Source organism: Pseudomonas sp. LBUM1648 (genome assembly GCF_059716145.1).
The window spans coordinates 2,519,525-2,533,799 of sequence record NZ_CP166808.1; the positions used below are offsets into that span (position 1 = coordinate 2,519,525).

General features: G+C 59.1%; 13 protein-coding genes. 7 read left to right on the plus strand and 6 right to left on the minus strand.

Annotation, left to right across the window (positions count from 1 at the left end; all coding sequences use genetic code 11):
- The first annotated feature begins 84 nt into the window (after positions 1–84).
- From ACA043_RS11650 to ACA043_RS11660, 3 genes are read left to right on the plus strand one after another with little or no spacing between them, the layout of a single operon-like run.
- Positions 85–549 carry a (2Fe-2S)-binding protein gene (locus ACA043_RS11650; protein ID WP_497617642.1) on the plus strand — a complete coding sequence of 155 codons (465 nt, stop codon included), beginning with the start codon at positions 85–87 and terminating at the stop codon, positions 547–549.
- On the plus strand, positions 549–2,762 hold the full coding sequence (locus ACA043_RS11655; protein WP_497659258.1) for a xanthine dehydrogenase family protein molybdopterin-binding subunit: 2,214 nt from the start codon (positions 549–551) through the stop codon (positions 2,760–2,762). The genes ACA043_RS11650 and ACA043_RS11655 overlap by 1 nt, the downstream gene beginning before the upstream one ends.
- A 6-nt stretch (positions 2,763–2,768) precedes the next feature.
- Positions 2,769–3,650 carry a LysR substrate-binding domain-containing protein gene (locus tag ACA043_RS11660; protein ID WP_497659259.1) on the plus strand — a complete coding sequence of 294 codons (882 nt, stop codon included), beginning with the start codon at positions 2,769–2,771 and terminating at the stop codon, positions 3,648–3,650.
- A gap of 25 nt (positions 3,651–3,675) precedes the next feature.
- Here the strand turns inward: ACA043_RS11660 and ACA043_RS11665 are convergent, their stop codons facing one another.
- Positions 3,676–4,647: an IS110 family RNA-guided transposase gene (locus ACA043_RS11665; RefSeq protein ID WP_497657519.1), complete on the minus strand. Its 972-nt coding sequence runs from the start codon at positions 4,645–4,647 to the stop codon at positions 3,676–3,678.
- Positions 4,648–5,054: 407 nt separating this feature from the next.
- Here ACA043_RS11665 and ACA043_RS11670 point away from each other — a divergent pair, with 407 nt between their 5' ends.
- From ACA043_RS11670 to ACA043_RS11680, 3 genes are all read left to right on the plus strand, one after another.
- Entirely contained in the window at positions 5,055–6,548 is a 1,494-nt protein-coding gene (locus tag ACA043_RS11670; RefSeq protein WP_489880015.1) for a helix-turn-helix transcriptional regulator, read from the plus strand.
- 137 nt (positions 6,549–6,685) lie between these two features.
- Positions 6,686–6,943 carry a DUF1652 domain-containing protein gene (locus ACA043_RS11675; RefSeq protein ID WP_497659260.1) on the plus strand — a complete coding sequence of 86 codons (258 nt, stop codon included), beginning with the start codon at positions 6,686–6,688 and terminating at the stop codon, positions 6,941–6,943.
- An 891-nt stretch (positions 6,944–7,834) separates the two neighbouring features.
- Positions 7,835–7,969: a hypothetical protein gene (locus ACA043_RS11680; protein ID WP_497659261.1), complete on the plus strand. Its 135-nt coding sequence runs from the start codon at positions 7,835–7,837 to the stop codon at positions 7,967–7,969.
- Between the two features lie 156 nt (positions 7,970–8,125).
- On the opposite strand, the gene ACA043_RS11685 is transcribed toward ACA043_RS11680, so the two are convergent.
- The gene (locus ACA043_RS11685) at positions 8,126–8,893 is read right to left on the minus strand and encodes an SDR family oxidoreductase (RefSeq protein WP_034152479.1); all 768 of its coding nucleotides are present in this window, start codon (positions 8,891–8,893) and stop codon (positions 8,126–8,128) included.
- 22 nt (positions 8,894–8,915) lie between these two features.
- Positions 8,916–9,983: a phosphotransferase family protein gene (locus tag ACA043_RS11690; protein ID WP_497659262.1), complete on the minus strand. Its 1,068-nt coding sequence runs from the start codon at positions 9,981–9,983 to the stop codon at positions 8,916–8,918.
- Between the two features lie 190 nt (positions 9,984–10,173).
- On the opposite strand from ACA043_RS11690, the gene ACA043_RS11695 reads away from it, so the two are divergent.
- Positions 10,174–10,569, plus strand: coding sequence for a DUF4280 domain-containing protein (locus tag ACA043_RS11695; protein ID WP_187680231.1), 396 nt, complete (start codon positions 10,174–10,176; stop codon positions 10,567–10,569).
- A gap of 144 nt (positions 10,570–10,713) precedes the next feature.
- Here the strand turns inward: ACA043_RS11695 and ACA043_RS11700 are convergent, their stop codons facing one another.
- From ACA043_RS11700 to ACA043_RS11710, 3 genes are read right to left on the minus strand one after another with little or no spacing between them, the layout of a single operon-like run.
- A complete protein-coding gene (locus tag ACA043_RS11700; protein ID WP_497659263.1) occupies positions 10,714–11,256 on the minus strand; it encodes a toxin-antitoxin system YwqK family antitoxin in 543 nt (180 codons plus the stop codon).
- 13 nt (positions 11,257–11,269) lie between these two features.
- Positions 11,270–13,279 carry a type VI secretion system Vgr family protein gene (locus ACA043_RS11705; RefSeq protein WP_497659264.1) on the minus strand — a complete coding sequence of 670 codons (2,010 nt, stop codon included), beginning with the start codon at positions 13,277–13,279 and terminating at the stop codon, positions 11,270–11,272.
- Positions 13,280–13,333: 54 nt separating this feature from the next.
- Entirely contained in the window at positions 13,334–14,260 is a 927-nt protein-coding gene (locus ACA043_RS11710) for a hypothetical protein (RefSeq protein WP_497659265.1), read from the minus strand.
- Between the last annotated feature and the right edge of the window lie 15 nt (positions 14,261–14,275).

Genomic DNA, 14,275 nt, shown 5'->3' on the forward strand with positions numbered 1-14,275 from the left:
CGTCGCTGGCCGCGTTTTGCCAAGGGTTCCAATAATCGGTCACCAGGCCCGCACAAAGACGGGCCGCTCTTTTGGAGCCTGACAATGATTGCATTCACGGTTAACGGCGAACGACGCGAGCTGGATGAGGCGTCCCCCTCCATGCCCTTGTTATGGGTACTGCGTGATCAACTGAAACTCACCGGCACCAAGTTCGGTTGCGGCATGGGCCTTTGCGGTGCCTGCACCGTGCATCTGGACGGTGTCGCGGTACGTTCCTGCCAAATGCCAGTGGCCGCCGTCGCGGGCCACAGCATCACCACCATCGAAGGTTTGTCGCCAACAGAAAACCATCCGCTGCAACTGGCCTGGATCGCCGAAGATGTGCCGCAATGCGGCTACTGTCAATCGGGGCAGATCATGTCCGCGGCCGCGCTGCTCAACACCGGCGCGGCGGTGACTGACGATTCGATCCGCAACGCCATGTCCGGGAATATCTGCCGCTGCGGCACTTACGGGCGGATCAACAAAGCGATCAAACGCGCGGCGAATGCGCCGAAGGAGGCGTGATGATCCTCATCGACGATCGCGGTATCGAACTGCCGCGCCGGGTATTTCTCAAGCAAGCCGTCACCGTGGCTTCTGGTTTGGCGATTGCCCTGTATCTGCCGTCCGGCATCGCCGCCACTGATCCGAAAGCACCGGCACCGGCCCGCGAATTCGAACCCAATGCCTGGGTGCGTGTACTTCCTGACGGCACGGTGAAACTGGTGGTGCACAAGCACGATTCCGGTACCGGCACGCAAACGGCGCTGGCCGCGTGCGTGGCCGAGGAACTGGACGTCAACCCGATGACCGTGCAGGTGGTCACCCCGGAGGATCCGTTTTTCGAAACCTACATTCATCCGATCTGGAAAGTCTTCTCGACCGGCGGCAGTACCAGTGTGTCGCTGGAATACGACCGTTTGCGCATGGCCGGTGCCACGGCGCGGGCGTTGTTGATCGCGGCGGCGGCCAAACAGTGGAAAGTCAGCCCCGACAGTTGCGCCACCGAAGAAGGCCGGGTCGTCCATCCATCGAGCCAACGCAGCCTCGGTTACGGCGAACTGGTTGGCGTGGCGGCGCATCTGCCGGCGCCGGCCAACGTCAAACTGAAGGATCCGGCGCAATTCAAGTACATCGGCAAACTGCGGCATAAACGTGATGCCGCAGCCAAGGTCTGCGGACGCTTCAAATACAGCATCGACGTGCAATTGCCGGGGATGCTGGTAGCGGTGATTCAACGCGCCCCGGTGGTTGGATCGAAGGTGATCAGCGTGGATTCGGTGGCCGCTTTGCAGGTGCCGGGTGTGCGCAAGGTGATCGCGATTCCGGGGCGGCCCGATGTGCTCGGCGGCAATCTGGAGGGCGTCGCCGTGCTGGCGGAAACGTTCTGGGCGGCTCAGCAGGGGCGCAATGTGCTGGAGATCAAATGGAGTGATTCGCCGCTGGCCAGGTTCGACAGTGCAGAACTGTTCAAGGTACAAGCGGCGGCCATTTCTGATCCGAAAGCACAAACCGTCAAAGCCATGACCCACGGCGATGTCAGCGGACAATGGGCGGGCGCTGCGAAGCTGATCGAAGCCGATTACACCATGCCTTACAAGGTGCAAAACCCGCTGGAGCCGATCTGTATCACGGCGCAGGTCAAGGACAAGGCGATCACGTATTGGGGCGGCGTGCAGGTGCCGTCCTCGGCGCTGGAGGCGGCGCAAACGGTCTGCGGCATCGATAAAGCCAACGTCACCCTCCATGAGTTGGTGTCCGGTGGCAGCTTCGGCGCACGGGAGGCCAAGTACTGGTTGTTTGAAGTGGCGTATCTGGCGCAGCAAACCGGTGTGCCAGTTAAGTTGCTCAACAGCCGCGAAGATGAAATGCACGCGCTGTTCTATCACCCGGCCACGCTGCATCGGGTCAAAGGCGCGCTCGACGCCCAGGGCAAACTCACTGCGCTGCAACTGCACGCGGTGTCGCCCGCCTCGCCGGAGCAGTGGGAGCCGGGTTACTTCGAGCGCCCGGATCACATGGATTACAGCACCACCGAAGCAATCACCGCATGGGACTTCGCCTATCGTGCGCCGCATCTGGATTTGAACTGGGTCAAGCACGAAAGCGGCGTGCCCAGTGGCTGGTATCGCTCGGTGAGTTTCATTCCCAACGTGTTCGCCGTGGAGGGCTTCATGGACGAACTGGCCCATGCGGCGGGTGCCGATCCGCTCGCATTCCGCCTGGCCCATATGCAGGAGCGACCACGGCATTTGGCGGTGCTCAAGCAAGCTGCCGAGCGCGCCGGATGGGGCCAACCGCTGCCTCCGGGCACGGCGCTGGGGATCGCCACCAATCAGGGTTACACCAGTTTTATCGCGGTGGTGGCGAGGGTTGCCACGGTCGATGGCAAGGCCAAAGTCGAGAAGCTCACCTGCGTGGTTGATTGCGGTCTGGCAGTGTCGCCGGGCGGCGTCGAGGAACAGATCTATGGTGGGCTGATGTGGGGTTTGGGCCATGCGTTGTTCGACCGGCTCGATATCAAACAGGGCAGCGTGATGCAGAGCAATTTCCACGACTATCGCGTCACGCGCATGTCGGACATGCCGGCCACTGACATCGTCGTGCTGGACGGTGAACCGAGCAAACCCGGCGGCGTCGGTGAGCTGGGCAGTCCGTCGGTGGTGCCGGCCATCGCCAACGCGTTGTTCGCGTTGACCGGTGTGCGTCAGCGCTCGACGCCGTTGAGCCTGGGGTAAGCCGCCATGGACCTGCGTCTACTGCGCTATTTCATGGCTTTGGCTGATGAGTTGCACTTCGGGCGTGCCGCCGAACGCCTACATATCTGCCAGCCGCCGCTGAGCCAGCAGATTCGCTTGCTGGAGGAGGAACTGGGCACGCCGCTGTTCGAGCGCAGTCATCATCGGGTCGAGCTGACAGCGGCGGGGCAGATGCTCAAGGAGCAGGCGCCGCTGGTCTTCGAACAGCTTGAGCGGGCGCTGGATCTGACCCGCCAGACCGGGCGTGGGCAACTCGGCGAACTGGAAATCGGCATGATCAGTTCAGTGATGGTCGGTGTGCTGCCCAAAGCCCTGCACCTGTTCCGCGAGCGTTACCCGCAGGTCATCTGGCGCCTGCACGAGATGACCCCGGCGGCGCAGGTCAAGGCGTTGAAGGAGAAACGCATCGATGCCTGTGTATTTCGCGTCGGCTATGACGATCCGTTGTTGCGCAATGAATTGCTGATCTACGAACCGATTCATGTGGTCATGCCGGCAGATCATCCGCTGGCCAGCCTAGAGGTGCTGGCCCCGGCGGATCTGGCGCAGGAACCGTTTGTGGCGCTGGAATTGAAGCAGTCGCGGTTTGCCCACTTTCTTTATCAGTGCTGCATTCAGGCCGGGTTCACCCCGCAGATTCGCCAGCAGGTGATCGAAGTGCAGACCTTGCTCAGTCTGGTGCGCGCGGGATTCGGCGTGGCGCTATTACCCGCCTCGATCGAGCAGTTGGCGCCGGCGGGGCTGGTGTTTCGGCGGCTGACCCCGGCGCTGCCGGAAGTGCCGCTGTATGCTGCCTATCGCGCTGATGATGCTTCGCCGGTGCTCAAGTTGTTTCTCGATACGCTGCGTGAACTGGTCGAGCAGTGACCCCCTGTAGATACCGTCTTGCCCCTCATCGGGCAAGGGCAATTTTCGGGTCAAATGGTTGGCCCGATTTAAGAACGGCGTAGACAAAATGTAGGAGTTTGCGCATCGCTGCACAGATGATTTGCTTGGGGGCCTTGCCGTTGGCCTTCAAGCGGTCCTTCATGGCGATGATTGCCTTGTTGTGCTTCAGTGCAACCAACCCAGGCATGTATAGACCCGCCCGAACGCGAGCCGATCCGATCCTCGAAATCACTGTTCTGCCTTTGAATTTTCCCGAGTCCTGCAGCTTTGGGTTCAACCCGGCGGCAGCGACCAGCTTGCGAGGGTCGTCATATTTACGCAGGTCGCCCAACTCGGCCAGCAGCCGCTCAAGGGTTTTCTGGCCGATACCGTCGATGGTCACGATCAAGTCGCGCATTTGGCGCATGTCTGGATCATCGTCGATGTGTTTTTTGATTGCTTTGTGAGTTTCAACGATCTCTTTCTCGATGTGACGCAGCACAGAGTTGATCGAGTCTTTGACCTTTTCGTCGGACACATCCAGGCGATTGAGCTCCATTTGCTCCATTTCCTGAAGGTCATCCAAGCGACGTACCATCGCCTTTAGCTGACGATATTTCAGCGGCTCCGGAGCCCAAAGCTGAAGCTTTTCAGCCTTTTCCCGAGCAAAGTCAGCGATCAATTTGGCGTCGCTTTTGTCGGTTTTTATCCGGCGCAGCTCGCTGTCGGCGTAAGCGTGGGTCGTAGCCGGATTGACGACGCAGACCCGGTAACCCTTGTTGTAGACGAACTCGGCAAGTTCCAGGTGATAAACGCTGGTGGCTTCCATCACGATCAGGGCTGTAGGCTCGACCTGCTTGTTCAACCAGGCGTCAAACTCTTTGAAACCTTTTGAGTCGTTAGCCAGTTTGGCTTTGGTTTTGTGCTTGCCGTTTGGCAGGTGAGTAGCGATATCAAAGGTGTTTTTAGCGACATCGACGCCGACGAAATTGGACATGACCGTTTCTCCATTAATCCGTTTTCGATCATCACTGCACTCTGTCCAACCTTGCGAATGCGGGCTCTCGCCAGAGACGGGCCCAAGATACCGTTCGAACTATACGAGTGAGTGTGGAGGGCTGGAGCACGATCTACATCACAGGCAAAAAGCCTAAGGAGCTGCACGGCTTCCAAGTCCCTCCCTCGATGATCAGTCGAGAACTATCGCTCCTGACGGAGCGATAGTCGAGATACAAGGAGCTGCCGAAGGCTGCGATCTGTTGATCTTGATCTTAAAAAACAGGATCAAAAGATCGCAGCCTTCGGCAGCTCCTACAGGGATGTGGGTTGTGTGAGATCGAGGCGCACGATCGCGCACGGCTGCGGTCGTAACCTTCACATGGCCGTATCACTTGTGGAGATCCAATGAGCCAGGAAGTCCTGACCCGCGAAACCAATCGTCGCCAGTTGCAGCAGATCATCGCCGGGCTGTCGGATGGTGTGATTCTGCTTGAGCTGGATCAGAGCATTCTCTGGGCCAACGAAGCGGCGCTGGCCATGCACGGCGTCAGCCGTATCGGTGAGCTGGGCGCTAACGCCGACGAATACGCCAAGCGTTTCAGCCTGCGGTATCGCAACAATCACATGGTGCCACCGGAGAACTATCCGATCAGCCGAGTGGCGCGCTGCGAAGCCTTCAGCGATGTACTGATCGAGGTGTTCGCCGTGGATGACCCGGAGCGTGTCTGGGTTCACAGCGTGCGCAGCATGGTGCTGACCGATCGCGAGGGTCAGCCCGAGTCGCTGGTGCTGATCATGAGCGACGTCACCGATTGGGCCAACGCCGAACACCGCTTTGAAAAGACTTTCAACGCCAACCCCGCACCGGCGGTGATCTGCCGTCTTAGCGACTTGCGCTACATCAAGGTCAATCCGGGGTTTCTGGAAATGACCGGTTATACCCGCGATCAGGTGATCGGTACCTCGGCGTATGAAATCGACATTCTTGAACAGGCCGAACAAAAGGATTTGGCCATTCAGCGTCTGCGTGATGTGGCGACGATTCCTCAGATGCAGGCCGAATTGCGCCTGCCCGATGGCGGCAGCAAACAAGTGATCGTCGCCGGGCAACCGCTGTTGCTTAACGATGAGCAGTGCATGCTGTTTTCCTTCGTCGACATGGAGTTGCGGCACAAGGCTGAGGTGGCGCTGCGTCAAAGCGAAGAGCGATTTGCCAAGGCGTTCCGCCTGACCCCGGTACCGATTGTGGTTTGTAGCGCCGATGAGCAGCGGGTACTCGACGTCAATCAGGCGTTCCTCGATACGCTGGCCTATGACAGCGACGACGTGCTGGGCAAAACCGTGACGCAGCTGGAGTTTATCGACGACAGCGGGGCGCGTGCACGGTTGCTGACGGCGCTGGAAAAGAACGGTCGGATTGATCGGGTCGACGTGCGGGTGCGCAAGCGGGATGCCGATCTGCTGGAGTGCGCGGTGTCTGCCGACACGGTCAATATTCAGGATATGCCGTGCTATCTGCTGGTGCTGATGGACATCACCGAGCGCAAGCGTACCGAGCTTGAGCTGGTCGCGGCGATTGAAGAGGTGATGAAAGACGCTTCGTGGTTCAGTCGCACGTTGATCGAGAAACTGGCCAATGTGAAGAGGGTCAACTCGCCACAATTGCCGAGTATGTCGTTCACGGATTTGACGGCGCGTGAGCGCGATGTGCTGGGCTTGATCTGCGAGGGGCTGGCGGATAAGGAGATTGCGGCGCGGTTGAAACTGGCGCCGAACACCGTGCGCAATCATGTGGCAACGGTGTATTCCAAGCTGGATGTGCACAGCCGCAGCGAGGCGATTGTCTGGGCGCGGGAGCGGGGTTTGTTTTCCGGCGGGGGGACCAAGGGACAGCGATAGGGTGCAAATGCACTAGTTCAATCGGTGCAAATTAGTGTGTTGGTGTGAAGGGGCTGTTCTTAGTCTGTTGGGGTGCGATACGAGTCTTTTCTGGCTTGGGATCGTGTCCCTTCGAAATGGCTTGAGGAACAGTTTCAATGATGAATCTTGCGCAGTTGCGTGCGCGGCTGGAGCAGAGTTTTTCGCCGCTTGCCTGTGATTGTTCCGTGGATGGGGATCATTCGCTGACGGTGAAGCTCTATCATCCGGTGTCAGGGCAGGTGGATCTGGTGATCAGTGGGCTGAAGCTCAAAGCATTGCGTACGCCGGAGTCGGTGGACGCGTTGATTGAGGAGTTGCGGTATGAGTTGGAGAGCAATTCTTTGCGCGCATCGACTGACACTGATTTGGTTTAGATCTCTGTGGGAGCTGGCTTGCCAGCGATGTCATCGGTTTGGGCGGTGGGGTTTTTGCTGATTGAGTAGATATCCGGTTTGAGTACATATCCGTTGCTTCGGTAACGGCTGCTTAGGGTTTCGCCCTTACGGCGACTCACTTTTTTACAAGCGCCTAAAAAAGTAAGCAAAAAACGCTTTGCCCTGACGTTCGGCCCTCGCTGTGGCTCGGGTTCCTTCGCTGCGGGATTGATCCGGGGGCATCGCCTCCGGTTTGCTTCGCTGCACCTCCTCTCGATGTGTTCGACTTCGTCGAACGGTCGCTGCGCTCCCACCCCCGGATCAATCCCTCCACTCAGCCTGCCGACGGGCCTTTTAGATCAAGAGCGTTACTCGAGCTTGCGCTCATTGTGTTGAGTGGGGCGGCATGCGCCGCGTGCGGGGTGTTCTTATTTCCTTGTGGGAGCGGGCTTGCTCGCGAAGGCGGTTGCCTGGTAATCATCGCCTGAGTGCCAACGCAAAATCGACAGCCATAACACCCCGATACGTCCGGTTTACTGGCGCTTGCAAGCGTCTCGTCTATAAAGAATGAGTGGTCAGGTCTTGCGTGGCCGGTTCGGTCGCGCAAGTTGGTCTCCCATTTATCGCGGGTCGTCCTATGAACTATCTTGGGAAACGCGTGTTGCCGTTGGCTTTTCTTGCAGTTTTATTGGCCGGTTGTGCCAGTCCACCACCACCTCCACCCGTAACGCCACCTCCGCCGCCGGAGCGTACCTGCCAAGTCATCGAGAATACCGAGGTGGCCGGCGACGCTTATGTCGATGAGCAGGTGACTCGACACATCACCACCACCCGTTGCGTCACTCAATAGCACCCGAAGGGCGCAAGTCCCGGGTTGAGCGGGTTGTGCGGGTGGCTGATCTGGTCGCCACGGCGGTGTCGCCCGTGGCGGTGGCGGTGGCGTTGCTGGCGGGCGCGGAGTGTCTGGCCTTGCGATGGCTCTCGGTGCACTTTGGCGGGCAATTGCCGAAGGTGCTGAATGCCTGATCCAGAATTAGCAGACTCTTGTGGCGAGGGGATTTATCCCCGATGGAGCGCGTAGCGGTCCCTAAAAGCTCGGAACTGCTGCGCAATCCATCGGGACGGTGCGACGTTTCGCTAAATCCCCTCGCCACAGGTCAGTCTTGGGTCAGGAAAAGGGAGTCAGGACAGGAATCCACCGTCCACATTCAACGCAACACCCGTGGTGTAGCTCGACGCATCACTGGCCAGGTACAGCACCGCACCGGCCATTTCACTCGGATCGGCCACACGCTTGAGCGGAATCTGTGTCAGCGCCTGCTTGAGAATCGCGTCGTTCTTCACCAGTGCCGAGGCAAACTTGGTGTCGGTCAAGCCCGGCAGCAGGGCGTTGCAGCGGATGCCGAACTGCGCGCATTCCTTGGCGAAGACTTTGGTCATGTTGATCACCGCCGCTTTGGTCACCGAGTAGATGCCCTGGAAGATGCCCGGCGAAATACCGTTGATCGACGCGACGTTGATGATGCTGCCGCCACCGTTTTCGCGCATCAGCTTGCCGGCTTCCACGGACATGAAGAAGTAGCCACGAATGTTCACGTCGACGGTCTTCTGGAACGCGCTCAGGTCAGTGTCCAGCACGTTGCAGAACTGCGGGTTGGTCGCGGCGTTGTTGACCAGAATGTCGAGACGGCCGAACTGTTCTTTGATCCCGGCGAACACCTGGCTGATCTGCTCCATCTCACCGATGTGGCAGGCAACCGCAGTGGCCTTGCCGCCAGCCGCGATGATCGCGTCGGCGACGTGCTGGCAGCCGTCGAGCTTGCGGCTCGAGACGATCACGTGGGCGCCTTGCTGGGCCAGCAGTTTGGCGATGGCTTCACCGATGCCACGGCTGGCGCCGGAGACGAAAGCGATTTTGCCGTCGAGGTCGAACAACTGAGTCTTGGACATAAGGGTTCCTTGGTGTGGGCCGTCAGAGGCTCGATTTCGCAATGACCTGCAAGCTCATCTGCTCCAGCAGTTTGTTCATCTGAATGAACTGCGCGAAGCGTTTGTCCTGGGTCTGGCCATGGTAGAAGCGGTAGTAGATCTGCTGCACGATACCGGCCAGGCGGAACAGGCCGTAGGTGTAGTAGAAGTCGTAATTGTCGATCTGGATACCCGCACGTTCGGCGTAGTAGTCGACGAACTCGCGGCGAGTCAGCATGCCCGGGGCGTGGCTCGGCTGGCGGCGCATCAGTTGCACCGGCGCCGGGTCACTGGCCTCGATCCAGTAGGCGAGGGTGTTGCCCAGGTCCATCAGCGGATCGCCGAGTGTGGTCAGCTCCCAGTCGAGCACGCCGATGATCTGCATCGGGTTGTTCGGGTCGAGGATGACGTTGTCGAAGCGGTAGTCGTTGTGGACGATGCTCGAGGTCGGATGGTCGGCCGGCATCTTGTCGTTGAGCCAGGCTTTGACCGCTTCCCAGTGCGGCGCGTCCGGGGTCAGGGCTTTTTCGTAGCGTTCGCTCCAGCCTTTGATCTGGCGGGCGACGTAGCCTTCGGGTTTGCCGAGGTCACCGAGGCCACAGGCCTTGTAATCGACTCGGTGCAGTTCGACGAAGCGGTCGATGAAGCTTTTGCACAGCGCTTCGGTTTTCGCTGAGTCCAGGCCCAGTTCCGGTGGCAGTTCCGAGCGAAGAATGATCCCGTTGACCCGTTCCATCACGTAGAACTCGGCGCCGATCACCGCTTCGTCGGTGCAGTGCACGTAGGCTTTCGGGCAATACGGGAAACCGTCGCGCAATTGATTGAGGATGCGAAATTCACGGCCCATGTCGTGGGCGGATTTGGCCTTGTGGCCGAACGGCGGCCGGCGCAGAACGAATTCCTGCTCCGGGTATTCGAGAAGGTAAGTCAGGTTCGACGCACCGCCGGGAAACTGGCTGATCGCAGGCAAGCCGGTCAGGCCCGGAATATGCGCCTTGAGGTACGGATCGATCAGGCTGGCATCGAGTTCTTCGCCAGAGCGGATACGGGTGGACTGGTCAGTAAGCGCCATGCTTATCCCTTCTGCTTATTTTGGAGGCCAGACATCATTGGCTAATCTAATGGCGCGCTACGGTGCTCACAAGCGCGGGTCGGTCTTATAGGTTAGCGTGTTGCCGGATAATCACCTTTGGGAATGTGCAGGGCGGGCCACGGCAGACTAAGGTTTAGCGGGTATGCCGTGTCCAACAAGGAGTCGGGAAATGGGCTGTCCGCAAGTCTGTGCCACTGCCACATTGCAATGCAGCTTCGGCGCCGCCCCGTCGATGCTTAATGTGCTGCCGGTCAATCGCACGCTGACTGGCGGGATGCCTGCAGCGAACATCATGGATCACATCCCCTTGGTCAATATCCTGCCGTTCGGCGTGTGCACGAGCCTGGCCAATCCGATGGTGGCCGCCGCGACGGCGGCAGCGCTGGGAGTGTTGACGCCAATGCCGTGTATTCCGGCGACGGCCACGCCGTGGATTCCCGGCGGCGCACCGACGTTGTTGCTTGGGGGGATGCCGGCGATCGATGCCAACAGTACGTTGATGTGCACCTGGGCCGGGGTGATCAAGATTGTCGTGCCGGGGCAGATGCAGATGTTGATTCCATGAGCCTTGTGTTGAATGTGACGGCCTCTTCGCGGGCAAGCCCGCTCCCACAGGGTTTCGCGGTATCAGTTCGATTGTGCGTACAGCACCGGTCACTGTGGGAGCGAGCCTGCTCGCGAAGAGGCCAGTGCTGCCAATAGAGAACCATCAGGCTTGCTGCGGATCCGCCCAGCGCTGATACCACCAGCGCACCCGCGAAATCGGCTTGCCATCGGCCCCCAATGGCCGGCCATCCTCGGCAAACCCTTGCTCTGGCTCCATCAACTGCCCATTCACATACCGCGCCTCCACCGCTGTTTTCCCGTTCGGATGAAAGCGCTGATAGCGCCCCTCACGCACGCCATCCCGATAAAACTCGGCCTCCGCCACTTGCCCGTCCGGAAAATAATTCAACGCCTCGCCATGCAACAAGCCGCGCCGATACGTCGCCTTGCGCTGTAAAAAGCCCTCGGGCGAATAAAAACTCGCTACGCCTTGCAGCTTGTCCCGCACAAACGGCATCTGCGCCGAAACCTTGCCGTTGGGGTGATAGAGCAGGGACGTACCCTGCAACTCGCCCTGGCTGTACTGCAAATCCGCCTGTTTGCGCCCGTCATCCTTGATGTTCAACGGGCCGTCGAGCTGGCCATCCTGCAAGCGCCCCTTGAGCTGCTTGTCACTCTGCTGCAAATCCAGCGGTGTGATCGCCATGACTTCTCCTTGTTCAGTTGACCTGCACCAGACCGCCCTTGATCGTCAGCATGCCGCCGCCATCGACGGTCTGCGAGGCCGCGCCCTTGTTGGTCAGGCTGATCCCTGCGTCGTTGGTCAGCGTGGTGCCGGCCTTGTTGTCCAGTGAAGTGCCGGCCTGATTGGTCATGGCGGTGCCGGCATTTTGGGTGATTGAGGTGCTGGCCGAAGTCGCCAGATCGGCGCCGCTCTTGATCGTGAAGCTGCCACCGCTTTGCAGGGTCAAAGTACCGCTGACTTTGATGGTCAGGTTGCCGTCCACCGTCAGGCTGTAATTGCCGGTGACCTTGTCGGTGTAGTTGCCGCCGGTGCTGTGATTCTGATCGGCACCGACTGTCACCGTGCGGCTGTCCTTCACATCGAGGCTGTCGCTGCCGGTCTGAATCGTCACGCTGCGTTTGCCCTTCTCCAGGGTAACGGTCTCATCGCCGTCCTTGACCGTGCGGGTGCGGGCATTCTGCACCGTGAGGGTTTCGTCATGGCCGACGGTGGCAGTGGTGTCGTTGAGCACGTTGATATTCAGATCTTTCTGCGCCTGCAAAAACACCTCTTCGGCGTCTTTCTTATCCTCGAAGCGCAACTCGTTGAAGCCGCCGCCGCCCTTGGACGACTGAGTCTTGATCCCGGACTGGGTCTGATTCGCCGGCAGGGCATAGGGCAGGGCGTTATCGCCGTTGTAGACGCAACCGGTCACCAGCGGCCGGTCCGGGTCGCCATCGATAAACGTAACGATGACTTCCTGGCCGATACGCGGGATGAACTGCATGCCGAAGCCCTTGCCACTCCACGGCAACACCACGCGTACCCAGCAAGAGCTGGTTTCATCGTTCTTGCCATCGCGATCCCACGGGAACTGCAACTTGATCCGGCCGTACTCGTCGGTCCAGATTTCCTCGCCGGACTTACCCACCACGATTGCGGTTTGCGGGTGCATGCGCGGTTTTGGCGTGAGCCGTTGCGGGCGAAACGGTGTGGCCTTGGGGATGGCTTCGAAACGGTTGCGATAGTGCTCATGGCTGACGTCATGGGTGACTCGCGTCACCACCCAATCGATGTTCAAGCTCGCGTCGTCATGCCCGTCGAGGGTGAACCAGTGCCCTGGCACCAGCCAGCGGCAGTCGCTCTCGCCGACAAAGCGTTTTTCCTCACTGCGCAAGCCGTCGACCCGCTGCTTGGTCAGCGTATCGCCGCGCGCCTTGGCGTTGTAACCGCCCGGATGTTCGTACATGGAAAGTGGCCCGGCCACCGCTTCTGCCTGGTCGTAAAGTGAGGTGGTCGGCGTGGTGAATTCATAATCCGTCGCCCGATACACCCCGGCCACCGCTTGCAGGCAGACCTGCCCGGAACGGATGCCGTGCAACTCACGCTGACCCAATCCTTGCCCCAGATACTTGACTGTCGGCCCGTTGGGGATCTGTACGAAGGCGTCGTTGCTATCCCCCAACACCAAGGTGTGCTTGCCTTCATCGTGGGTGAAAAACCAGAAAATCCCTTCCTCCTCCAACAACCGCGAGACGAAGGCAAAATCGGTTTCAGCGTACTGCACGCAGTACTCGCGTGGCGTATAGCTGCCGGTCAGGGAGAGTTTGAAATCGGTAAAACCGTGGGCCTTGAAGATCGTAGTGACAATGTCTGAAGTGGCGAGATTCTGGAACACGCGGTTGTTGCTGGCCAGGGTCAGCCACCACAGCCATGGTCTTAGCAGCAACTGGTAGCGCTCGGCGGTCGCATCGGCGGGGAGTTGGCGAATTTCCGCAACGAGCGCGTCGAACGGACGCAGTTGCGCGTCGTTGTGCAGGGTGGTGGTGACGTGGGTGGCGACCGCGCTGGTCAGGGTGAGTGAGGTGCCGTCGTTGAGGCCGTTGAGGATTTGTGCACCGAGGATGTTCAACGCTTCGTCGCCGGACAGCGACTCAGGGAAAAGCGCCGACAGCGAAGTGGCGGTCAGAGACAGGCTGGTGTTGCTGTCGGTGGAGCGGGGCATCGAACGTCCTCGCAAGCGTCTTGGATGGGAAGGGCTGGTAATGGTCGCTCCGGACTATGCGCCTCTGGCGGCGAAGGTCACTCGGGCTTCAGGGAAGTGTCCTGCCAGCGACTGCGCAAAAGCCTGGTCGGCGCCATTCAGGGTTTGCGAATAGGTGATTTCCCAACTGATCGACTCATCTGTGGTTGTTATCAGTTTGGCAAGTTTGCCCATGCAACCCTCTTTATAGAGATGTGCACCCAACCAGAATCCTGAAGACGCGTCGGGACATGGCATGCGCGTTATAAACAGTTCGATATGCGAAATTTTTTCCGGGATCTGTGTGCACAGAGAACTCCAGGCCCGTATGAAATTCTCTTCCGCATGGCCGCCCAACGTGTTGTCGACTTTCGGCGAGGTATATTCCACGGGGTAAGTCAGTGAGCGTTTTTGCAACGCAATGTATTGTTCTTCAGCCATTGCCGAGATCATTTTCGAGTGCGCCCCCGCGTCATATTTTCTCTCCATTTCGCGAGTGGCAATCAAGCGTTTGCTTTCCACGTTGGCCAGTTGCTGTGCTTTGACTTTCCTGACTGCGCCGTCGTAGTCATCCAGCCCATATGCCAATCTTTCTCGATGCAGCATCAGCGCTTCATGTTCGTAACTGACCTGACCGGACTGTACGGCCCGGTGCATGCCTTCCCAGTAGTTATGCTCAAGCTTTGCCGGATGCTCATGGATGATCTCCAGCTCTTTCCTCACGTTGGCCCTGACCGGTGGAATACGCGGTGCGGGGTCGAGTTGCAGAACCGTTTCGCCCATCATCGGCGGGGTGGCAGGTGTCTCATAGCTGTTGTTATGAAACGTCACCAGATAGGTGTCATTGCGATTGACTCTGCAGACGCCACCGACATGGTTCTTGTCATGTTCTGCCTTGGACATTTCTGCGGTGCACAACGTCAAAAAAGTAGTCATGTCAGGGCCTTGATGAAGTGATTTCAAAGACGATGCATGGAA